General features: G+C 71.9%; 20 protein-coding genes. 16 read left to right on the top strand and 4 right to left on the bottom strand.

Translation table 11 applies throughout. The annotated features are described in order from the left end of the window. Positions 1-20: 20 nt before the first annotated feature. The 7 genes from pepN to DMB66_RS42630 all read left to right on the top strand — a co-directional run bounded on the left by pepN (position 21) and on the right by DMB66_RS42630 (position 7225). Positions 21-2531: an aminopeptidase N gene (gene pepN, locus DMB66_RS42600; RefSeq protein ID WP_125809809.1), complete on the top strand. Its 2511-nt coding sequence runs from the start codon at positions 21-23 to the stop codon at positions 2529-2531. A gap of 60 nt (positions 2532-2591) precedes the next feature. Beyond that, positions 2592-4139 (top strand): ATP-binding protein, encoded by a 1548-nt coding sequence (locus DMB66_RS42605; RefSeq protein WP_125809810.1) that lies wholly within the window; start codon positions 2592-2594, stop codon positions 4137-4139. Between the two features lie 55 nt (positions 4140-4194). Further along, positions 4195-4794, top strand: a complete 600-nt coding sequence (gene nadD, locus DMB66_RS42610) for a nicotinate-nucleotide adenylyltransferase (RefSeq protein ID WP_305026787.1) — start codon at positions 4195-4197, stop codon at positions 4792-4794. Positions 4795-4868: 74 nt separating this feature from the next. Beyond that, on the top strand, positions 4869-5270 hold the full coding sequence (rsfS, locus tag DMB66_RS42615) for a ribosome silencing factor (protein ID WP_125809811.1): 402 nt from the start codon (positions 4869-4871) through the stop codon (positions 5268-5270). Next, the gene (locus tag DMB66_RS42620) at positions 5267-5902 is read left to right on the top strand and encodes a histidine phosphatase family protein (protein WP_125809812.1); all 636 of its coding nucleotides are present in this window, start codon (positions 5267-5269) and stop codon (positions 5900-5902) included. The genes rsfS and DMB66_RS42620 overlap by 4 nt, the downstream gene beginning before the upstream one ends. A 48-nt stretch (positions 5903-5950) precedes the next feature. Then, positions 5951-6352 (top strand): hypothetical protein, encoded by a 402-nt coding sequence (locus DMB66_RS42625; RefSeq protein WP_125809813.1) that lies wholly within the window; start codon positions 5951-5953, stop codon positions 6350-6352. A gap of 24 nt (positions 6353-6376) precedes the next feature. Further along, positions 6377-7225 carry a DegV family protein gene (locus DMB66_RS42630; protein WP_125809814.1) on the top strand — a complete coding sequence of 283 codons (849 nt, stop codon included), beginning with the start codon at positions 6377-6379 and terminating at the stop codon, positions 7223-7225. A gap of 175 nt (positions 7226-7400) precedes the next feature. On the opposite strand, the gene DMB66_RS42635 is transcribed toward DMB66_RS42630, so the two are convergent. Further along, the gene (locus DMB66_RS42635; RefSeq protein WP_125809815.1) at positions 7401-8465 is read right to left on the bottom strand and encodes a hypothetical protein; all 1065 of its coding nucleotides are present in this window, start codon (positions 8463-8465) and stop codon (positions 7401-7403) included. Positions 8466-8499: 34 nt separating this feature from the next. After that, entirely contained in the window at positions 8500-9345 is an 846-nt protein-coding gene (locus tag DMB66_RS42640) for a putative protein N(5)-glutamine methyltransferase (protein WP_125809816.1), read from the bottom strand. Between the two features lie 611 nt (positions 9346-9956). On the opposite strand from DMB66_RS42640, the gene DMB66_RS64540 reads away from it, so the two are divergent. The 6 genes from DMB66_RS64540 (at position 9957) to DMB66_RS66205 (ending at position 16563) form a co-directional block, all read left to right on the top strand. Beyond that, entirely contained in the window at positions 9957-10181 is a 225-nt protein-coding gene (locus tag DMB66_RS64540) for a hypothetical protein (RefSeq protein WP_158647550.1), read from the top strand. A 2-nt stretch (positions 10182-10183) separates the two neighbouring features. Further along, entirely contained in the window at positions 10184-11077 is an 894-nt protein-coding gene (locus tag DMB66_RS64545) for a helix-hairpin-helix domain-containing protein (protein ID WP_125809842.1), read from the top strand. 383 nt (positions 11078-11460) lie between these two features. Next, complete coding sequence (locus DMB66_RS42650) at positions 11461-13800, top strand: ComEC/Rec2 family competence protein (protein WP_233625240.1); 2340 nt, start codon at positions 11461-11463, stop codon at positions 13798-13800. Between the two features lie 134 nt (positions 13801-13934). Continuing rightward, positions 13935-14669 (top strand): SDR family oxidoreductase, encoded by a 735-nt coding sequence (locus tag DMB66_RS42655; protein WP_125809817.1) that lies wholly within the window; start codon positions 13935-13937, stop codon positions 14667-14669. 269 nt (positions 14670-14938) lie between these two features. Continuing rightward, on the top strand, positions 14939-15922 hold the full coding sequence (holA, locus tag DMB66_RS42660) for a DNA polymerase III subunit delta (protein WP_370320327.1): 984 nt from the start codon (positions 14939-14941) through the stop codon (positions 15920-15922). Next, complete coding sequence (locus tag DMB66_RS66205; protein WP_370320317.1) at positions 15919-16563, top strand: hypothetical protein; 645 nt, start codon at positions 15919-15921, stop codon at positions 16561-16563. The genes holA and DMB66_RS66205 overlap by 4 nt, the downstream gene beginning before the upstream one ends. Before the next feature lie 252 nt (positions 16564-16815). Here the strand turns inward: DMB66_RS66205 and rpsT are convergent, their stop codons facing one another. Continuing rightward, positions 16816-17082: a 30S ribosomal protein S20 gene (gene rpsT, locus DMB66_RS42675; RefSeq protein WP_125809819.1), complete on the bottom strand. Its 267-nt coding sequence runs from the start codon at positions 17080-17082 to the stop codon at positions 16816-16818. Positions 17083-17238: 156 nt separating this feature from the next. Continuing rightward, positions 17239-18213, bottom strand: a complete 975-nt coding sequence (locus DMB66_RS42680; RefSeq protein WP_125809820.1) for a phosphotransferase — start codon at positions 18211-18213, stop codon at positions 17239-17241. A gap of 53 nt (positions 18214-18266) precedes the next feature. Between DMB66_RS42680 and DMB66_RS42685 the strand changes: the two genes are divergently transcribed. The 3 genes from DMB66_RS42685 (at position 18267) to lepA (ending at position 21814) form a co-directional block, all read left to right on the top strand. Beyond that, positions 18267-18800, top strand: coding sequence for a DUF4240 domain-containing protein (locus DMB66_RS42685; protein WP_125809821.1), 534 nt, complete (start codon positions 18267-18269; stop codon positions 18798-18800). Between the two features lie 197 nt (positions 18801-18997). Further along, positions 18998-19852, top strand: coding sequence for an MOSC domain-containing protein (locus DMB66_RS42690; protein ID WP_199752947.1), 855 nt, complete (start codon positions 18998-19000; stop codon positions 19850-19852). Positions 19853-19936: 84 nt separating this feature from the next. Then, positions 19937-21814, top strand: a complete 1878-nt coding sequence (lepA, locus tag DMB66_RS42695; RefSeq protein ID WP_125809822.1) for a translation elongation factor 4 — start codon at positions 19937-19939, stop codon at positions 21812-21814. Positions 21815-21868: the final 54 nt, after the last annotated feature.

Here is a 21868-nt window from a genome sequence, read left to right on the forward strand (position 1 = left end):
GGGACCGGCATGATGGGCGGATGCCGAGCCTGACCCGCGCCGAGGCCAACGCCCGGGCCGCCACCGTCACCGTCACCGGATACGACATCGATCTCGATGTGACGGCCGAGGGTGACACCTTCCGGTCCCGGACGGTCCTGCGCTTCACCGCCGAGCCGGGCGCCACGACCTTCGTCGAGCTGGAGCCCGCCGAGCTGGTCTCGGCCACGCTCAACGGCGCGCCGGTGGACCCGGCCGCGCTCGCCGCCGAGCGGCTGGCCCTGACCGGCCTGGCGGGGCGGAACGAGCTGGTCGTCGAGGCCCTGATGAGGTATTCGAACACCGGCGAGGGGTTGCACCGCTTCACCGACCCCGCCGACGGCCGCGGCTACCTGTACGCCCATATGTTCCTCGACGGCGCCCGGCGGATCTTCCCCTGTTTCGACCAGCCCGACCTCAAGGCGTCGTTCACGCTGGCGGTGACCGCTCCCGACGGCTGGCTCGTCGCCGCGAACGGGGAGCCGGCCGGCGCCGCCGAGGGCGGGCGGTTCCGGTTCGCCCCCACCAAGCCGCTGTCGACGTACTTCGTCTCGCTGATCGCGGGGCCGTACCACGTGCGCACCGAGGAGCACGACGGCATCCCGCTGGCCCTCTACTGCCGGCAGGCGCTCGCCGAGCACCTCGACGAGCAGGCCGGTGAGATCTTCACGATCACGAGGCAGTGCCTGGACCGCTATCACGAGATCTTCGAGGTCCGGTATCCGTTCGGCCACTACCAGCAGGCCTTCGTCCCCGAGTTCAACTTCGGCGCGATGGAGAACCCCGGCCTGGTCGTCTTCCGCGACGAGTTCATCCACCGGTCCGCGGTCACCGACGGCGAGCGCGAGCAGCGGGCCACGGTCATCGCGCACGAGATGGCGCACCAGTGGTTCGGCGACCTGGTCACCATGGCCTGGTGGGACGACCTGTGGCTGAACGAGTCGTTCGCCGAATACCTGGGCACCCGGATCACCGCCGAGGCGACCACGTTCACCGAGACCTGGACGACGTTCGCGATGCACCGCAAGGCCTGGGGCATGCGGGCCGACCAGCGCCCGTCCACCCATCCGGTGGCGCCCACCGACGTCGACGACACCGCGCTCGCCCTGCTCAACTTCGACGGCATCTCGTACGCCAAGGGCGCGGCGGTGCTGCGCCAGCTCGTCGCCTGGGTCGGCGACGAAGCGTTCCTGGCCGGGCTCAACGAGCACTTCGCGGCCCACGCGTACGGCAACGCCACCCTCGCCGACCTGCTCGCCGCCGTCTCGAAGGCCTCCGGCCGGGACCTGACCGGCTGGGCCGACGTCTGGCTGCGCCGCGCCCAGGCCAACACCCTGCGCGCCGAGGTCGAGCGGGACGCCCAGGGCCGGTATGCGGCGGTCAGCCTGGTGCAGACCGCCCCGGCGGGCTATCCGACGCTGCGGCCTCACAAGATCGGGATCGGCCTCTACGACCGGGGCGCCGACGGGGTGGTGCTGCGGCGCCGGCTGCTGGAGGCGGACGTCGACCCGGCCGTGGACGGCGGCCGTACCCCGCTGCCCGAGTTGACCGGGGAGCCGGCCGCGGACCTGTTGCTGATCAACGACGGCGATCTCACGTACGCCAAGATCCGGCTGGACGACGCGTCGGCTGAGGCCGTACCCCTGATGTTGCCCCTGCTGGACGACTCGCTGGCCCGCGCGCTGCTCTGGGGAGCGACCATCGATGCCGTCGTGGACGGCGAGCGGCCGGTCGCGGAGCTGGTCACGCTGGTCCTGGCCGCGCTGCCGGTCGAGAGCGAGGTGGCGCTGGTCGAGGACGTCCTGCGGATGACCCGCACGCTGGTGGACCGCTATCCGGCCCCGGAGCTGCGGCCCGCGGCCCTGGAGATGCTCGCGCAGGCCAGCGACCGGCTGCTGACGGCGGCCGAGCCGGGCGGTTCCCGCCAGCTCGCCGGGGTACGCGGCCTGATCGGCGCGAGCGTCGACGTGGCGCGGCTGAGCGGCTGGCTGACGGGGCAGGACGTGCCGGCGGGCATGACCGTCGACGACGACCTGCGCTGGCTGATCCTGTACCGGCTGGTCGTGCTCGGCGCGGCGGGCCCGGAGGAGATCGAGGCGGCGCTGGCGGCGGACCTCAGCGCCACCGGCGAGCAGCAGGCGGCGCTCTGCCGGGCCGCGCTGCCGGACGCCGAGGCCAAGGCCCGGGCCTGGAATCTGATCATCAACGACATGTCGGCCTCGAACCGGATCCTGGAGGCCACCGCGCACGGCTTCTGGCAGCCGGAACAGCTCGCGCTGACCGCCGCGTACGTGCCGCGTTACTTCGCCGACATGCCGGAGATGCTGCGCCGGCGTACCGGAATGAGCGGGGAACGGGTGGCCGTCGCGGCGTACCCGTCGGTGGTCGTCGGCCCGCGGACCCGGGAGCTGGCCGCCGAGCTGCTGGCGACGCCGGAGCTCTCCTCGATCCTGCGCCGGGTGGTCATGGACGGCGATGACGACGTGCGGCGTGCCCTGGTCGCCCGGGGATAGCGGATTTCGCCCTTTGTCCCCCGATCGAGCCGTTAGCCTCGGCCTAACGGGGGTGTGCAGGTGGAGTGGTCCGAGGAGCTGTCCAGTGGTCTGCTGCAGGCCGCGCCGGACGCGATCCTGGTGTTGGATGAGGGGCACATCGTCCTGGTCAATGACCGTGCCGAGGAGGTTCTCGGCTGGCCTCGGGTCGAGCTGCTCGGTCAGCGTGGCGACGCGTTGCTGCTGCACGGCGACGGGGTTGCCACCCTGGCCGATCTGCGGCGCGAAGCCGACGAGCGGGGACCGGGCACCGGCCTGATGGGCATCGTGGCCCTGCGGATACGCCGGCGCGACGGCACGTCCTTCCCGGCGGAGGCCTCGCTGTCGCGGGTGCAGACGCCGCAGGCGCGCGTCACGGTCGCGGTCATCCGGGACGTGACCGAGCGCCATCGGCTGCAGGCCGAGGCCGAACGCCAGCGCGGCGAGGTGCAGGAGCACCGCAACCAGCGGCTGGAGGCCCTGGGGCAGCTCGCGGGCGGCATCGCGCACGACTTCAACAACATGCTCGGCGTGATCGTGAACTACGCCAACTTCGTGATCGAGGAGGCCGAGGCGCCGGCGCCGGACCTCAAGGCGATCGCCGACGACGCGCGGCAGGTCATCCGGGCCGGCCAGCGCGGCACCGACCTGACCCACCAGCTGCTCAAATTCGCCCGCCGGGAGGTCGTACGCCCGCGGGTGCTGGACCTCAACGAGGTCATCGCGGACAGCGAGGCGATGCTGCGCGGCGCGATCGGCGAGCACATCACCCTGATCACCCGGCCGGGCGAGATGCTGCCGCCGGTCACCTGCGATCCCGGTCAGATCGAGCAGCTCCTGGTCAGCCTCGCGGTGAACGCCCGCGACGCGATGCCGGACGGCGGCAACCTGGTGATCGACACCGCCTGTTCCCACCTGGCGGTGGGCGATCACCCCGACCTCGCGCCCGGTGACTACGTCCGGCTGCGGGTCTCCGACTCGGGGCAGGGAATGGCCCCGGAGGTCGTCGAGCGGGCCTTCGAGCCGTTCTTCACCACCAAGGCCAGCGGCGAGGGCACCGGACTGGGCCTGGCGACCGTCTACGGCATCGTCACGCAGGCCGGCGGCAGCGTCAGCCTGACCTCGGAGCCGGGCCTGGGTACGACCGTGACGGTGCTGCTGCCCGCCGGCGCGACGGAGGAGCCGGTCGCTCCCGCGCCCGAGCAGGTGGTCACCGCCGGGCACGGCGAGACGCTGCTGGTGGTCGAGGACGAGGCCGCGCTGCGCGACGTCGCGGGCCGGATCCTGTCGGGTGCGGGATACCACGTGCTGACGGCCGACGGCGGCGCCCAGGCCCTGGAACTCGCCGCCGGGCACGAGGGCATCATCGACCTGCTGGTCAGCGACGTGGTGATGCCCGGGATGCTGGGCAAGGAACTGGCCGAGCGGCTCGTCGACGCCCGCCCCGACACCCGGGTGCTGTACATGTCCGGCTACGCGCAGCCCGTGCTCGCCTCGCAGGGCACCCTGGATCCCGGCGTCGCGCTGCTGGAAAAACCGTTCACCGCCGCCGCCCTGCTCAGCGCCGTTCGGCGGCGCCTCGACGGCTGAGCTAACCCGCGGCGGAAAACCCATGCAAGTTCGTCATATGATCTAGGATGCGCCGGTGCAGAAGCGGCGGCGGATCGGGATCATGGGCGGCACGTTCGACCCGATCCACCATGGTCACCTGGTGGCGGCGAGCGAGGTGCAGAGCCGCTTCGAACTCGACGAGGTGGTCTTCGTGCCGACCGGGCAGCCCTGGCAGAAGGGCGCGGTCAGCCCGGCCGAGGACCGCTACCTGATGACGGTGATCGCGACCGCCTCCAACCCGCACTTCCAGGTCAGCCGGGCCGACGTGGACCGCGACGGTCCGACGTACACCGTCGACACCCTGCGCGACCTGAACGCGATCTTCGGTGCCACGGCCGACCTGTTCTTCATCACCGGCGCGGACGCGCTCGCCAAGATCCTTTCGTGGAAGGACGCGATCGAGATGCTCTCGCTGGCGCACTTCATCGGGGTCACCCGGCCGGGCTTCGAGCTCTCCGACGCGCACCTGCCGGCCGACACGGTGACGCTCGTCGAGGTGCCGGCGATGGCCATCTCGTCCAGCGCCTGCCGCGCCCGGGTGGCCGGGGGCGAGCCGGTCTGGTATCTCGTACCCGATGGTGTGGTGCAGTACATCGCAAAGCGGGGGCTTTATCGGGCCGAAGGTCCCGTTTAGTGCCATTCATCCGGGTAGAGATGTCATACCCGTATGAGAGGCTAGTAACTCTGTAACCGAACGAGGGGAGACCGGTGCCCGTCACCGAACGCGCCCGCGAGCTCGCGCTGACCGCCGCGCAGGCCGCGGCCGACAAGAAGGCCCAGGACATCGTCCTGATCGACGTCGCCGACCAGCTCTACATCACCGACGCGTTCGTCATCGCCTCGGCTGCCAACGAGCGCCAGGTCGGCTCGATCGTCGACGCCATCGAGGAAGCCCTGCTCAACATGCCCGAGAAGGCCAAGCCGATCCGCCGCGAGGGCGAGCGGCAGGGTCGCTGGGTCCTGCTCGACTACATCGACATCGTGATCCACATCCAGCACGCCGAGGAGCGCGAGTTCTACGCCCTCGACAAGCTCTGGAAGGACTGCCCGACCATCGAGTTCGTCGACCGCGACCTGGCCGAGGCGGACGCCTCCTCCGGCGCGGCATGACCACTCGGCTCATCGTCTGGCGGCACGGCAACACGGACTGGAACGCGGGCGGCCGCGTCCAGGGCCAGACCGACGTGCCGCTCAACGAGCTCGGCCGCCAGCAGGCCGTCGACGCCGCCGACCTGCTGGTCCGGCTGCGGCCCGCGGCGCTGGTCTCCAGCGACCTGTGCCGCGCCGCCGACACCGCCGCGGCGCTGGCCGCGCTGACCGGCCTCTCGGTGACCTACGACGAGCGGCTCCGCGAGCGCTCGTTCGGTCAGTGGGAAGGCCACGCCATGAAGAAGATCGCCCTGACCCGGCCGGTGGAATACGCCCGCTGGGTGGCCGGCGCCGACGTCATCGGCGGCGACGTGGAGACCCTCGACGACCTGGGCAAACGCGTCGCCGACGCGTTCCAGGCCGCGGCCGAGCAGGTCACGCCCGGCAGCACGGTCGTGGTCGCGACGCACGGCGCGGCGGCGCGCTCGGGCATCGCGCAGCTGCTCGGCTGGCCCCGTGAGCAGCTACGCACCCTGCGTGCCCTGCAAAACTGCCACTGGGCCGAGCTCACCCACGACGAAGACCGCGGCTGGCAGCTGGGCGCCTACAACGTGGGCTCCTTCACCGACCGCCCCGTCCCGCCGCCAGTTTGATCCCGTGTTGCGGGAACGCGAGGGCTAGCGGGTAGCGTCCAACCCACCATGACTATCCGACGCATCTGCCTGCCTCTGCTCGTCGCCCTGGCCCTCGCGGGCTGCGCCAACGGCGGCACCGGCGATTCCGCCGGTGCGCCCGCGGAGCTGCCCTCGTCGGCGCCCGCCGCCACCCCCGCGGTGCCGCCCTCCGCGGCGCCGACAGAGGAATCCGGCGCCACCAAGCCCCCGGCCGGCGGCGTCCAGACCCTCACCGGCACGATCACCGCCGGGGTCGAGCCCAACTGTCTGCTCCTCGAGGACCACCTGCTGATCATCAGCGATGCCAAGCTGCAGTCGACGGCCAAGGCGGGCGCCACCGTCACCGTCACCGGCCAGGCCGCGCAGGGCATGATGACCACCTGCCAGCAAGGCACGCCGTTCCTCGTCGCCACGTTGCGCGCAAACTAGCCAACCATCAGCTACGGTGCCCGCATGCCCGTCGCGGTCGTCACCGACTCCACCGCGTATCTGCCGTCCGAGCTGAGCGGGACGTACGACCTCACCGTCGTCCCGCTCACCGTCGTCATCAACGGCGACGAAGGCCTGGAGGGCTCGGAGATATCCCCGGCGGACGTGGCCCATGCGCTGAGCCAGCGGCGGGTCACCGTCAGCACCTCCCGGCCGGCGCCGGAGCAGTTCGTCGCCGCCTACCGCAAGCTGCTCGACGCCGGCGCGGAGGGCATCGTGTCCGTGCACCTGTCCTCGCAACTCTCCGGCACCTACGACGCGGCCGTCCTGGCCGCGGGCGAGATCGGACCGCAGGTCCAGGTCGTGGACACCGGCACCACCGCGATGGGTCTGGGCTTCGTGGCCCTGGCAGCCAGCACCCAGGCCCGGATGGGCGGCACCCTCGAATCGGTACGGCAGGCGGCGGTCGACCACTCCGCCCAGGTAAGCACCCTGTTCTACGTGGACACCCTGGAATTCCTGCGCCGCGGCGGCCGGATCGGCGCGGCGTCGGCGCTGCTGGGCACGGCACTGTCGGTCAAACCGATCCTGCACGTCGTCGACGGGTCGATCGTGGTCCGCGACAAGGTCCGCACCGCGGGGCGCGCCCTCGCCCGGCTGGTGGACCTGACGGTGGAAGCCTCCGGAGACGGCGCGGTGGACATCGCGGTGCACCACCTCGGCGCGGCGGACCGGGCGGCGGCCCTGGCGGACGCGGTGACGATCCGCCTCGGCGACCGGCTGCGTGACTGCTACATCACCGAGATCGGCGCTGTCGTCGCGGCACACGTGGGCCCTGGCGTGGCCGGCGTCGTCATCCACCGGCGCGGCTGAGCGTCCTGCGTCCGTCCTATCCGGGCCGCGTCTCTTGGTCCGGTCGTGTTGCCTTGCTCGGTCGTGTTTCCTTGCTCGGCCGTGATTGCTGTCCGGCCGTGATTGCTGTCCGGTCGTTGTTCTGCATAGCCGTGTTCTGTTCGGGCCCGCGTTCTTTGGCCGCGTCCTGGTCGGGTCAGCCGCCGCTGCTGCCGGCCTTGGGCCAGGATTCGCCGCGCCAGCGTGGGGGCGTCAGGGTCTGCTCGGTCAGCAGCGGCACGACCTCACACCATGGCCGGATCGTCTCGCCGATCTGCACCTCATCGGCCACCGGCAGTAGCGCCGGCCCGTCTTGCGGCCACAGCGCCCGGGTGCGGCCGTTCTCCGCGATCAGCAACTCGGCGGCGAGCGGCAACTGCTCGGCCTGGCGGGCGTACTCCCGTGCGGCGAGCAGAGCCTGCGCCCGCCGCACGCAGAGCTCGTATGGCGAGCCCGGCGTCGCCTCATACGGCACCGTGCGGCCGTCGGCGTCACTCACGTACGCCATCGGGGTGATCGCCCGCGGCGACGCCAGATAGACGGCCTCGGCCTGCGCGAACAGCACCGGCAGATGATCGCTGTGATCGGCGGTGACCAGCAACGTGCCCCGATCGGGCGCGAAGGCGACCGGCACGCCGCCGACCTGCCCGGCCAGCCCGGCCAGCCACCCGTCGAGCAGCAGATGCGAGGCCCAGTAGGCGTCCCCGTCGTCGACGAACTGCACCACGACCGGCTCGGTGGCCTCGCCGAGCAGGGTCGCCCCGGTCAGATTGGCCCGCGCGGCGGCGAACACCTCCTCGGCGTCGACCCCCCACCCGTTGTCGACGGACACGTAGGTCATCGTCTCGGGATGGTCGACCACGACGAACTCGGCCAGGAAGGGAAGGGCGGGCCGGCTCAGCGGCGCGGTGACGTCGGCGGGCGTGGTGACCCCCCGCAACACGGGCCGCAGCAGCGGACGGGCCGCATGCCAGTCGACCGGCAGACCCGGATCGCGCAGGAAGCCGGCGATGAACCGGTCGACCCGCCGCCGGCGCCCGCGAGGCCGTTGCGCGAACAGAGCGTCGAGCTGAAGCACGCTCGGAACGTCGTCACCGGCAAGAGTGAAACTTACGGAGAAAGTAGCCGAGTGATATCGCGCGTCGGCGAACCCGGCCCGGCGCAGCCGTCTGATGACCAGACTGGCCAGCCGCGCCCGGGCGACCCTGCGGAACAAGCCCACGCGCAGCTCCTCCTCGTTCTACCGGCCGCCGACCTTATCGCTTCGGATGTTCCGGACGGCGGGCGGTAACCGCTCTCGCATCCAGATCCTCGTCCTCGACGATGCCCGCCCGCAGCCCCGCGTCGCGGACGGCCGCGACGGCTGCCTCGGCCTGTGCTGCGGTGATCTCGGAGAGCAGCAGCCCACCGGGGGCGAGCCAGTCGGCGGCACCGGCGACAACCGCACGGAAGACGTCGAGGCCGTCGGCGCCGCCGTCCAGGGCGGTGCGAGGCTCGTGCAGGCGGGCCTCGGCGGGCAGCAGGGCGATGTGGTCGGTGGCGACGTAGGGAACGTTGGCGAGCAGGACGTCGATGTGGCCGCGGAGGGCCTCGGGCAGGGCGGCGAAGAGGTCGCCCTGGAAGACGTCACGGCCCAGGTTGTCGAGAGCGCAGGCGACGGCCACGGGGTCGCTGTCGGCGGCGAACAGGCGGATGGCCGGGACCTCGTGGCGGACGGCGAGGCCGAGCGCTCCGGAGCCGCAGCAGAGGTCGACAACGGTCTTGCCACCCGTCAGCGGGTCGGCGGCCCTTTCTCCGGCCGCTTTCTCCCGCAGCGGGTCGGTGGGCGCCGTGCGCAGTTCGGTGGATGCCGTATGTACCAACAGCTCGCTTCGGATCCGGGGCACGAAGACGCCGGGGCGCAGGCGGACCCGGACGCCACAGAAGTCGGCGAATCCAACGACCTGCTCCAACGGCTCGCCGCGCGCCCGGCGGTCGACGAGCCCGCTGAGATGCGCGGCATCGGTGGCGACCCCGCCGAGCACCGCGGCCTCATCCTCGGCGAAGACACAACCGGCGGCGCGCAGTCGCACGATCGCCCCGGCCAGATCGGTAGCTGTCACGACGCCATGTTTTAGCACAGCCGGGGAGGCGGGCGACGGGTTATCCACAGTCTGTTTTTGTCCACAGGGGGTGGGGCGGCGGGAGAGCTCCGGGGCCTACTTTCGGCCGGTGCGTGAGGCGAGGAACCCCGACGACGTGAGCGCCAGGCTGCGGATGGTCCTGGCAGCCAAACCCGTTCCGGTACGCGCTGAGCCGGCGTCCACGTCGGTCGGAGCGGCCTGTTCGGCTCCCGCGCGTCCTGCTGGGTCGCCTTGGGCCACGCCGCCGGGCCGGCTCTCTTCGCTGCCTCCTGCCGTGCCTGCTCCGCCAGCCGAGCCGGCTTTTACCTCCGGTCCGGCTGCTTCGGCTGGTTTTGTGGGCTCGGCGGCATCTCTTGCGGCATCTCTTGCCGTGTCGGCCACGCCTGCTTCTGCTTCCGCTTCGCCCGCTGCTTTCACTCAGCCGACCGGCGCCCTGGCGGCCATTCCGGATCCGTTCACCGAGACGTCTGGTCAGCGTCCGATCGCTACCCGCGCCGCCTCAACATCTTCGGCTCCGAGTTCCAGGGCTTCGTCACCCCACGCTGTCCCGCCGCCGGTGCCCTGGGCCGCCGCATTGCCCGGCGGCACCGATGGCATCGATCATGCTGGTGCGGCTGGTGCGGCTGGTGCGGCTGGTGCGGCTGGTGCGGCTGGTGCGGCTGGTGCGGCTGGTGCGGCTGGTGCGGCTGGTGCGGCTGCTGCCGGTGCCGCTGGTGCTGGTGCCGCTGGTGCTGGTGCTGGTGCTGGCTGGCTGGCGTCGGGTGGGCCGCCGCTCACCTGGGATGACCTGCTGCCCGGCTGGCCGGACGACGTGACGCTGGAGCCCGACGAGTTTCGCGATGCCGTCACGGCCGCGCCGTCTCCGCCGCCTGCCCCGGCTCCTGAGGACCTGGCCACGCGGCCGCCCTGGGCGCCCGCGACTGCCGCACAACGCCCCCTACGCCCGCCGGCCCTGTTCGCGCCCGCATCACCCGAAGACGACGAGGAGGACCCCACGGAATACGACGACCAGCGGCTCAGCGGTGCCGGTGCGTTCGACAGCGCTCCACGCTCCCGTTTCGGCGCCTTCGATCCCGGTCGCCGGGGCGTGCGGGCGCTGGCCGTGGTGGCGATCATCGTGGTGGTGATCGCGGCCGTGCTGGCCTGGCGGGCGCGCCCGCGCGTGGACCCGGTCGCCCCGCCGGGCATCGATCCCGCCGCCGCGGAGGCGTCCCTCACCGACGACGCGGCGACCGGCACCCCGGCTCTGCCCGGAGCCAAGCCGTCCGCGCCGGCCGCAGTCGTCGTCGCGGTCGGCGGCAAGGTCCGCAAGCCCGGCCTGGTCGAGCTACCGCCCGGTGCCAGGGTCGCCGACGCCCTGCAGGCGGCTGGGGGAGCCAACCCGGGAGTGGACGTTGCCCCACTCAACCTGGCCCGCAAGGTCACCGACGGCGAGCTCATCATGGTCGGCGTCACGCTCCCGCCCGGCGCCGCGCCGACAGCTCCCGCCGGCACCGCGGCACCCGGCCAGCCGGGCGCCGGCCCGATGAACCTCAACACGGCAACCCTCGCTGACCTGGACACCCTTCCCGGCGTGGGCCCGGTCCTGGCCCAGCGAATCCTGGAGGCCCGAGAGGCCCAGGGCGGCTTCAAGGCAGTCAGCGACCTCCGCAACGTGGAAGGCATCGGCACCTCCCGCTACGAACAACTCAAAGACCTGGTGACCGTGTGAATCCTCATCGGAAAGACGGCCCAACCAGACCCCGGCCCGCCGGCCCACCCGCATCGGCCTCAGGCCCTCCCGAGCCGTGCCCCGCGGCTCCAGGACCTGCGGTCTCCCGCCCTGGGAGATCCCGTGCGGCCGCCTCCGACGCTGTGGACTTCGGTCACGCGCACCGAGACCCGGTCCGCCCGAGGACTGTGGAGGAGCGGGCGCCCGACCTCCGGCTGGCCGGCTTCGCGGTCGCCCTGTGGCTCGCGGCGCTCGCATCGCTCTATCTGTCCGTGGGCTCCGGCCTGATCCTCGGTGGCACGGCGCTGGTCGCAGCGGCAGGTGCAGCTCTGATCCGCCGCGCACCGCGTGCCGCGACGCAGCCACACCCGCGACGCGGACGCTTGGGTTCCTCCGCTGCCGGAGCTGCCGGAGCTGCCGGCCCCGCCGGCCCCGCCGGGGTCGCCGGGGTCGCCGGGGCTGCCGGGGCTGCCGGGGCTGCCAGGGCCGCTGGCGGGGGTGCCGCTGGCGGTGCTGCCGTTGGGGCTGCCGGGGACGCCGGAGCTGCCGCTGGGGCCGTGCGATGGCTGGTGGCCGCGGCTTTGCTCGGCGCCGGCTGCGGCGCGACGGCCACGGCGGCACGGGTCAGCGTTCGGGATGCCGGGCCGCTTGTCGCCCTTGTCGGCGCCGGCGCCACTGTACGAGTCGATCTTGTGGTTCGGGATGATCCGCGAGCCCTGCGGGGGTCGCCGGGCTTGCCGCCCACCTACCTCGTCGCTGTCGATCTGACCGCTGTCTATGCCGAGGGCGAGCCTCGGTTGCGGCTCTCCGCGCGGGCGCTCGTCCTCGGCTCGGATCCGGCCTGGCGTTCGCTGCTGCCCGGTCAGCGCGCCTCGGCGACCGGCCGCCTGCTCGCCCCGCGCGGTGGAGACCTGCGGGCCGCCGTCGTCTCGGTGCGGGACCCACCCCGGTTGCACGGGCGGTCCTCGTGGGCTCAGCGTGCCGCCGGTGCGCTGCGTGCCGGCCTGCAACGCGCCTGCGCGCCGCTGCCCGACGATGTCGGTGGGTTGCTGCCCGGGCTGGTCGTCGGTGACACCAGCCGGCTTGACGAGGCGGTCGAGGAGGACTTCCGGACCACCGGCATGACGCACTTGAACGCCGTCAGCGGGGCCAACGTGGCGATCATCCTGGGCGTTGTGCTGTTCGCGGTGCGGTGGACCCGGGCCGGGCCGCTGCTCACCGCCGCTGTCTGCACGGTCGCCCTGGCCGGTTTCGTCATCCTCGCACGGCCGTCGCCGAGCGTCGTGCGGGCTGCCGCGATGGGGGCGATCGGGCTGATCGGGCTCGCTGCGGGGCGGCACCGTGCCGCGCTGCCAGCCCTGGCCGCAGGGGTCGCGGTGCTGATCGTCGTCGATCCGGAACTCGCCGGTGACCTCGGCTTCGCGCTGTCTGTGCTGGCCACCGGGGGACTGTTGCTGCTCGCGCCGAAGTGGCGTGACGCTTTGCGGCGCAAGGGGTGGCCCGTCGTAGCCGCCGAGGCGCTGGCAGTGCCCGCCGCCGCTCAGGTCGCGTGTGGTCCCGTCGTCGCCGGGATCTCGGGCTCGGTCAGCCTGGTCGCCGTGCCCGCGAACTTGCTGGTCGTGCCCGCGATCGCGCCCGCCACTCTGTTCGGTGTCTCCGCCGCTGTGCTGTCGCCTGTCTGGCCGGTCGGGGCGGAGTTCGCCGCCTGGCTGGGGCAGTGGCCGGCCCGGTGGCTGGTGCTGGTCGCGACGTACGGTGCCCGGGTGCCCGCCGGCGCGCTGCCGTGGCCGGGCGGGGTGTCGGGCGCGTTGTTGCTCGCCGTCGTCACGGTCGCGCTGCTCATCGCCGTTCGACGGCCGCTGGTACGGCGACTCGTGGCGGTCGTCTCGCTTGGCGCCATGCTGGGCACTCTGCCTGTACGGCTGGTCGCTTCCGGGTGGCCGCCGTCGCACTGGCTGATCGTCACGTGCGCCGTCGGGCAGGGCGATGCGGTGGTGCTGCCGGCCGGGGCAGGGCGTGCGGTGGTCGTCGACGCCGGTCCGGAGCCGGCCTCGGTCGACCACTGCCTGCGCCGGCTCGGGATTCGGCAGGTTGTGCTCTTCGTCGTCAGCCACTTCCACGTCGATCACATCGGTGGGGTCGCCGGTGTCTTCCGCGACCGGTCCGTGCTGGGCGTGATCACGCCGAACTGGCCCGAGCCGCCGGGTGGGCGCGCCGCCGTCGCCGCTCAGGCGGCCAGGGCCGGGGTGCCGATGGTCGCGGTGGGGCCGGGGTGGTCCTACGCGGTCGGCGGGCTGGCGCTGACCGTGCTCGGGCCGTACGAGCCGATGCGCGGGACCAACTCCGATCCGAACAACAACTCGCTCGTCCTGCGCGCCCGGGTGGACGGCCGCACCCTGTTGCTGCCCGGTGATGCCGAGACCGAGGAACAGCAGGAACTGCTCAACCACCTCGGACCTCCGGCGGTGCGCGCGGACGTGCTCAAGGTGGCGCACCACGGTTCGGCGTACCAGTTGCCGGAGTTTCTCGATGCCGTCGATCCCGCCGTGGCGCTTGTGTCGGTCGGGGCCGGCAACGACTACGGGCACCCGAACGCCGCCCTGCTCGCGCGGCTGAGCCGGGGCGGGTCGCGGGTGCTGCGTACCGATCAGGGCGGGGATCTCGCGGCGGTCAGCACCGGCTCTGGCCTCGCGGTCGTGGCCCGCGGCGACCCACCGCCGTGAGCTGTCACGTCCGGCGGCGCTGGTTCGTGGCTGTCACGTCCGGCGACGCCGGCTCGTCCTGACGATGACGACAGGCGCTCGTCCTGATGACGACGGGCGCTCGTCCTCATGACGACAAGGCAAGGAGAACGAGCATGAAGGTCGCAGTGGCCGGGGGTACGGGTCTGACCGGCCGTCACGTCATCGAGGCGCTGTCCGCGGCGGGTCACGAGTCGGTGGTGCTGGCCCGGTCCGCCGGTGTCGACCTGGTGACCGGCGCCGGGCTCGACGCGGCGCTCTCCGGGGTTGACGCCACGATCGATGTGAGCAACGTGACGACGGTGAGGCGGGCAGCGGCGGTCGGCTTCTTCGAACGGGCCGGACGACAGTTGCTCGGCGCCGCCGCCCGGGCCGGGGTGCGCCATCACGTCGCGCTGTCCATCGTGGGCATCGATCGGGTGAGCACCGGCTACTACGAGGGCAAGCTGCGCCAGGAGGAGATTGTCCGGGACGGCGCTGTGCCGTGGACGGTGCTGCGGGCGACCCAGTTCCACGAGTTCGCCGAGCAGATCCTGGAGCGGCTGCCCGGGCCGGTCGCGGTGGTGCCCCGCCTGAAGGTACAGCCTGTCGCCGTACGGGAGGTTGCCGAGACGCTCGTGGCGATCGCCGCCGGTGAACCGCTGAAGGCCGCGCCCGATCTCGCCGGGCCGCGGGTCGAGTCGCTGGCGGACATGGCCCGCCGGCTCGTCCGCACCGGCACGGTCCGCAGGCGTCCCGTCCTGCCGCTCTGGCTGCCCGGACCCATGGCGCACGGCGGACTGCTGCCCACCGGACCGGGTCCGCGGGGCACGCAGACCTTCGAGCAGTGGCTGCAAGGGCGGCGCCGATGATGGTTCGCGCCGCGTTCACTCCTCGGCGCCGCGCCGGACAAGACCCGCGACACGCCCGGATTAGGTCGACTGTGTGGTTCGACCCTGGGCGATCGGTTCGGATGTGGGTCGGATCACCTTCACCGGGCAAGTCAGACATTCAGCCTGATCGAGAACCTTTACGACTGCGATGGCATGGCGGTTCACCGATATGTCTGCTTTCGCGTTCAGTGGTCAGTGGCCTGTGCGCAGGAGTGAGTGGTGCGGATGCGTCAGACCTTCATGCGAAGATTTCGGTCGTGACCATCGCGCCTCCCACACCGTTGCTGCTCGTCCAAGGCGACGAGGAGTTGCTCGCTGCCCGGGCGATCAGCGCAGCGGTCGCCGCGGCGCGGGCCGACGAGCCGGGCGCCGACGTGCGCGAATACGAGGCCGGTGCGCTCAGTGCCGGCGAGGTCGCCGAGATGCTCAGCCCGTCGCTGTTCGGCGGGCGCCGCGTGCTGGTGGTCCGCAGCGGCCAGGACGCGCGCAAAGACCTGGTCACGGCGTTGCTGTCCTATGCGAAGAATCCCGATCCCGACGTCTCGCTGATCGTCGCCCACGTGGGTGGCGCCAAGGGCAAGGCGTTCGCCGACGGGCTGCGGGCCGCCGGCGCGACCGTCGTGCCGGTCGCCAAGCTCAAGGGTGACCGTGAGCGGACCGCGTTCGTGCGGGACGAGTTCCGGCGCAACGGCGGTCGCTGCGACGAGGCGGCGGCGGCTGCGCTGCTCGCGGCCGTGGGCAACGACCTGCGGGAGATCGCCGCGGCCTGTTCGCAACTGCTCGCCGACACCGACGGCAAGATCAGCGCGGCTGTCGTGGCCCGCTATTACAAGGGCCGGGCCGAGGTCAGCGGCTTCGCGGTCGCTGACGCGGCCATGGTCGGCGATGTCCCGGCCGCGCTCGAGGCGCTGCGCTGGGCGCTGCACGTGGGCGTCGACCCGGTGCCGATCGCGGACGCGATCGCCGACGGCGTGCGCATGGTCGCCCGGGTCGCGTCGGCCGGCCGTGGCAATCCGTACCAGATGGCCAGCTCGCTCGGCATGCCGGCGTGGAAGATCCAGAAGGCTCAGGAGCGCAGCCGGGGCTGGACCCCGGAGGGTCTGGTCGACGCGATGCGCGCGGCGGCCGACTGCAATGCCGCGGTCAAGGGCGGCGCGGAGGACCGGGGGTATGCCCTGGAGCGGGCCGTCTTCGCCGTCGCGGCCGCCCGCAACTCGGGCGGCGCCCGGTGACCAGGTCGCGCCGGGCCGGTCTGTCCCGCGACGAGGCCCGCCAGCAGCCGCTGTACGCCCGCATGCTCGGCCTGCAATATCTCGCGCCGGGCGGCTTCCTCTGCTTCGTGTTCCTGGAGGGCGCGGTCGCGCTGGGCATCTTGCTGGCGCTCGCCGAGCTGGTCAGCTGGTGGGGCGTGCTGGTGCTGCCGGCGATGGTCGCGGTCATGGTCAAGCTCAACGATGTGGTCGCCGGGTCGCTGATCCGTCCTGCGGCCGCCGCCCGGCCGCCGTCGGCTGTCACGGTTCGCGCGGCCCCGCCCGGGTCGCCGGGGGCCGAGACGGTGCGCCTGTCGGCCGTGACGATCGCGCAGGTCAATGCGGCGGGCGCGGCGGGCGCGGCGGGCGCGGCGGGCGCGGCGTCCCCGGCGTCCCCGGCGTCCCCGGCGTCTCCGGTGGGCGCGGCTCCGGCGCTGCGTCCGGCGGCGCTTCGGCGTGCCGTGGCCGGCACGGCTCCGGGCGCCCGCGACGAGGAACGCTGGTACCCGCCGGCGATGGACGCGAGCGCGCTGAACGGCCCGCCGGTGACCCGGCAGTGGACCGAGGATCTGGACGACAGCCAGCAGCGGGCGCGGCAGTCGGCGGCCCGCCGCTACGACTAGCCCTGTCGATCAGGGGCGGCGGGCCGCTGGGCCCGTCACTGTGGGCAGGCCTGGGCTGCGCATTGGATCCGGACGAACGCCGTGGCTCGGATCCGAACGAACGCCGCACCCCGGATCCGGAGAAACACCGCGGCCCTCCGAGAACGCCGCGGCCCTCCGAGAACGCCGCGACCCGGTTCCGGAGACAACTCAGGCACCGCAGAACCCGGAGGTTCGGCGGTGCCTGGAGGTGCGTTCTGAACCAGCCTGCGGTCAGGCAGACAGCGAGGCGATCCGCTTGGCGATGGCCGACTTGCGGTTCGCCGCCTGGTTCTTGTGGATGACACCCTTGCTCGCGGCCTTGTCGAGCTGGCGCGAGGCGTCACGAAGCAGGGCGGTCGCCGTGTCACTGTTGCCGGCGGCGCTCGCCTCGTTCAGCTTGCGGATCACCGTCTTCAGTGACGACTTGACCGACTTGTTGCGCAGCCGGGCCTTCTCGTTCTGCCGGTTGCGCTTGATCTGGGACTTGATGTTCGCCACGCGACAGCCTTGTCCTGACTAGTTCGGATGATGTACTCGGACGGTGGCGACACAGCAGGAAGCAACGTCACCACACGCGACGAACTAATGTATCAGGCCCGGTTCGCGCCACCCAAATCGCTCGACCGATCGGCCTGCGGGAACCCGGGCTGCGGCTCACTCCGATGGCGTCCAGCCGCGGCGCTCGGCCAGCCATGCGAGCGCCTGCTCGCCGCTGAACCGCTGATGCTGCCGGCTGTGCGGCGAGGCGCTGCTGGGTCCCCGGGCCGCCGAGGCCAGCCAGTATCCGCCGATTGCGGCCAGCGCCCCGTCCACCCCGTCGTCCGGCGCCTGCCACGGTTGCAGCGCGGCATCCGCGTCCAGCCCGCTGGCATACGCCGTGACCAGCAATGTCACCGTGTCGAACCACGGCTCGCCCAGGCACGGCCAGGCCCAGTCGCAGAGCCACGCTCCGCCGTACCCGTCCAGCAGAACGTTGTCCACCCGCAGATCGCCGTGCAGCATGCCGGGCCCGGTCACCAGCTCCGGCAGCCCGCGCTCCAGCGCGGCCAGCTCGCCCAGCCGGCCCGGCACCCAGGCCGGCGCCGGCGGCAGCGCCGCGCGTCCCGCCGCGATCTCGGACCACCACGACAGTTCGTCACGCACGATGTCGCCGAGCCGCGGCAGGCCCAGCGCGAGCAGTTCGGCGCCCGGCCTGCTCAGTGCCACCGCCGACGTCCGCCAAGCCGTCAGCGCCGCGCTCAGGTGGCCGGGCGCCCATGGCAGCGCGGGCACGTGCCCCGGAATCGCCTCCAGGCACAGCACGAAGTGCCCCTCCGCCACGAGGGTCCACCGCGGCCGGGCGGCCGGAACCGCCGCCGGCAGGGCCGCTGTGATGGCCGCCTCACGGGCGTACCAGTCGGCGATCGGTTCGGTGAGCGCCGCGGCCTTGACGAAGGCGCGCTCCCCGGTCGCCGTCGTGAGCACGGCCGCGAAAGCCCTGGTGAAACCGCCGCCCGCGCTGGCCGCGGCCAGCACCGGCGCGCCGAGGCGCGAGCTGATCGCATCCCGCAAGGCGGCGGGCAGATCACCCCAATCCGGGCGTACGGCCGTAGCGCCGTAGGCGACCTCAGGCAAAGTGACGGCGCGCATGCCTCCCATCCTGCCTCCCGTTTTTTGTCGTACCCGGCTGGCACGCTGTGCCCATGAGAACGGACGACTTCTGGGCGGTCATCGACCGGGCTACCGCCGACCGGCCGGGCTCGCCCGCCGAGGTGGCGAGGCGGGCCACCGCCGAGCTGGTCGGGCAGGCCCCCGACGAGATCGTGGCGTGGGGCCGCCACCTCGACAAGGTGCTGGCCGCCTCCGGTAAGGAAGACCTCTGGGCCGCGGCCTATCTGATAAACGGCGGCTGCGCCGAGGACGGCTTCGACAACTTCCGCGGCTGGCTGATCGCCAACGGCCGAGACGTCGTGGCCCGTGCGGTCCGCGATCCGGATTCGCTGGTCGATCTGCCGTCGGTGCGGGCCGCGGCGTCGACGGGCGCGGTGTTCGAGGCCGAGGAGGTGCTGACCATCGCGGAGGAGGCCCATCGGCAGGCCACCGGCGATGAGCTGCCGCCGAGGGAAATACCGAGGACCCGCCCGGACCCGGCGATGCTGTGGGATTTCGACGACGAGGACGAGATGCGTAAGCGGCTGCCTCGGCTGTCCGCCCTGTTCCTCGAGCCGCCGGACTGAGCTGCGGTTTCCGCCGTGCTGAGCTGCGGTTTCCGCCGTGCTGAGCCGTGGTTTCCGGCGGGCTGAGCTGCGGTATCCGCCGGGCTGAGCCGTGGTTCCCGCCGGGCTGAGCTGCGGTTTCCGGCCGGCGGGCGCGCTGCCCAGGGGACGGGAAACGGGTGGAGAAGGGTGGGTTCGGCATGCGCAGACTCGGGCCTATGAGCGTTCATCAGCAGGAGACGGTTCCGGTCGGCCAGCCGGGGCAGCGACTATCGGTGCGCGGCACGGTCGCTGCGGTGAGCTGCAACGATGTGTACTCGTTCACCAAGCCGGTCCGCGACGAGATCGTGCTGATCGCCGGGCTCGGCGTGGCCGGAGACGTGCACGCCGGGGTCACGGTCAGGCACCGCAGCCGGGTGGCCGCGGACCCGGACCAGCCCAACCTCCGCCAGGTGCACCTGATCCGCAGCGAGCTGCACGACGAGCTGAGCGAGGCCGGCTACGAGGTCCCGCCCGGCGGGCTGGGGGAGAACGTCACGACGAGCGGCATCGACCTGCTCGCCCTGCCGGTGGGCACGGTTCTGCGCTTCGGTCCGGCTCCGGCGGCCGCAGGTGCTGCCTGTTCTGCGCCCGGGCGGGCCGCGGGTCCCTCGCCGGCCGGATCCGTGACGGCAGGGTCCGTGACGGCAGGGTCCGTGACGGCAGGTCCGGCTGACGGCGCCGCCGCTGTCGTCGCCGTCGCCGCGCATGCCACCCTCGACCACTCCACCGCCACCGCCGTCGCCGCGCTCGCCGCGCGCCTGGCGTCCGAGCAGTCCGCCGGCGCGCCGACGGGGGAGTCCCGCGACTTTCGTCCGGCGATTGTCGTCACCGGGCTGCGCAATCCCTGTCAGCAGATCAACCGCTACCGTCCGGGCCTGCTCAAACGTGTCCTGGTCCGGGAAGACGACGGCTCGGTCAGCCGCCGGGCGGGCGTCATGGCGGTGGTCCTGCGGGGTGGTCCGATCCGGCCCGGTACCGAGATCCATGTCGAGCTTCCGGGCCTGCCACATCTGCCGCTGGACCGGGTGTGATCCGGGCTCCCCGTGCGGCGTGGGACGATAGACGCTGCCGGTGCTTCCATCGGCAGCCAGCCCGCTTGTAGAGAACGGACGATCGTGCCTGGACCGCTCGACCCCGGCGTGAACATCATCGGAGCGACCGATCCTGGTCGTATCCGCAACTTCTGCATCATCGCGCACATCGACCACGGGAAGTCGACCCTGGCCGACCGGATGCTGCAGATCACCGGCGTGGTCGACCCGCGGCAGATGCGCGCCCAGTATCTCGACCGGATGGACATCGAGCGCGAGCGCGGCATCACGATCAAGAGCCAGGCCGTGCGCATGCCCTGGGTCGTCCGCGAGGGCGACCGCGTGGGCGACACCGCTGTCCTCAACATGATCGACACGCCGGGTCACGTCGACTTCACCTATGAGGTCTCCCGCAGTCTCGCCGCCTGTGAGGGCGCGGTTCTTCTCGTCGACGCGGCGCAGGGCATCGAGGCGCAGACCCTCGCCAACCTGTACCTGGCGATGGAGAACGACCTGCACATCATCCCGGTGCTCAACAAGATCGACCTGCCGGCCGCGCAGCCGGAGAAGTACGCCGAGGAGCTGGCCAAGCTCATCGGCTGCGAGCCCGAGGACGTCCTGCGGGTCTCCGGCAAGACCGGTGTCGGCGTCGCGCATCTGCTCGACGAGGTCGTCCGCCAGTTCCAGCCCCCGGTCGGCCAGGCCGATGACCCGGCCCGCGCGATGATCTTCGACTCGGTGTACGACGCCTACCGGGGTGTCGTCACGTACGTCCGGGTCATCGACGGCCGGATCCAGGCTCGTGACCGGATCAAGATGATGTCCACCGGCACCGTGCACGAGCTGCTGGAGATCGGTGTCGTCTCGCCCGAGATGGAGAAGGCCGGCGCGCTCGGCGTGGGCGAGGTCGGCTACCTGATCACCGGCGTGAAGGACGTCCGCCAGTCCCGGGTCGGTGACACCGTCACCAACAACAACCGGCCGGCCTCGAAGGCGCTCGGCGGTTACTCCGACCCGAAGCCGATGGTCTACTCCGGCCTGTATCCGATCGACGGCTCGGACTACCCGGCGCTGCGCGACGCCCTCGACAAGTTGCAGCTCAACGACGCCTCGCTCACCTACGAGCCGGAGACGAGCACCGCGCTCGGGTTCGGCTTCCGGTGTGGCTTCCTCGGGCTGCTGCACCTCGAGATCATCGGCGAGCGGCTCGAGCGCGAGTTCAACCTCGATCTGATCTCCACCGCCCCGAACGTCGTCTACCGGGTCTTCACCGAGGACGCGGCCGAGTTCGTCGTCACCAACCCGAGCGAGTTCCCGGACGGCAAGATCGCCGAGATCCACGAGCCCGTGGTCAAGGCGACGGTCCTGGTTCCCAACGAATACGTCGGCGCGGTCATGGAGCTCTGCCAGAGCCGGCGCGGCCAGCTTCTGGGCATGGAATACCTGTCCACCGAACGGGTGGAGTTGCGCTACACCCTGCCGCTGGGCGAGATCATCTTCGATTTCTTCGACCAGCTGAAGTCGAAGACCAAGGGCTACGCGTCGCTGGACTACGAGCCCTCGGGCGAGCAGGCGGCCGAGTTGGTCAAGGTCGACATCCTGCTGCACGGCGAGCCGGTGGACGCGTTCAGCGCGATCGTGCACAAGGACAAGGCCTACAACTACGGCGTCACCATCGCCGCCAAGCTGCAGAAACTCATCCCGCGGCAGCAGTTCGAGGTGCCCATCCAGGCCGCCATCGGCAGCCGGATCATCGCCCGCGAGACGATTCGCGCGATCCGCAAGGACGTGCTGGCCAAGTGCTACGGCGGTGACATCAGCCGCAAGCGCAAGCTGCTCGAGAAGCAGAAGGAAGGCAAGAAGCGGATGAAGATGGTCGGCCGCGTGGAGGTGCCTCAGGAGGCCTTCATCGCCGCACTGTCGACATCAGACTCGGTCGACGTCAAGTCTTCCAAGAAATAGGGCGGTTTGGTTTTCGGATCAGTCGGGAACTCTGGGGTCCAGACGAACGCAACA

It is taken from the genome of Actinoplanes sp. ATCC 53533 (assembly GCF_003947245.1).

Coding starts and splice junctions, on each gene's coding strand:
- pepN (WP_125809809.1), top strand. CDS start 21: ATGCCGAGCCTGACCCGCGCCGAGGCCAACGCCCGGGCCGCCACCGTC.
- DMB66_RS42620 (WP_125809812.1), top strand. CDS start 5,267: ATGACCACTCGGCTCATCGTCTGGCGGCACGGCAACACGGACTGGAAC.
- DMB66_RS42625 (WP_125809813.1), top strand. CDS start 5,951: ATGACTATCCGACGCATCTGCCTGCCTCTGCTCGTCGCCCTGGCCCTC.
- DMB66_RS42630 (WP_125809814.1), top strand. CDS start 6,377: ATGCCCGTCGCGGTCGTCACCGACTCCACCGCGTATCTGCCGTCCGAG.
- DMB66_RS64540 (WP_158647550.1), top strand. CDS start 9,957: ATGGCATCGATCATGCTGGTGCGGCTGGTGCGGCTGGTGCGGCTGGTG.
- DMB66_RS42655 (WP_125809817.1), top strand. CDS start 13,935: ATGAAGGTCGCAGTGGCCGGGGGTACGGGTCTGACCGGCCGTCACGTC.
- DMB66_RS42680 (WP_125809820.1), bottom strand. CDS start 18,213: ATGCGCGCCGTCACTTTGCCTGAGGTCGCCTACGGCGCTACGGCCGTA.
- DMB66_RS42685 (WP_125809821.1), top strand. CDS start 18,267: ATGAGAACGGACGACTTCTGGGCGGTCATCGACCGGGCTACCGCCGAC.
- DMB66_RS42690 (WP_199752947.1), top strand. CDS start 18,998: ATGAGCGTTCATCAGCAGGAGACGGTTCCGGTCGGCCAGCCGGGGCAG.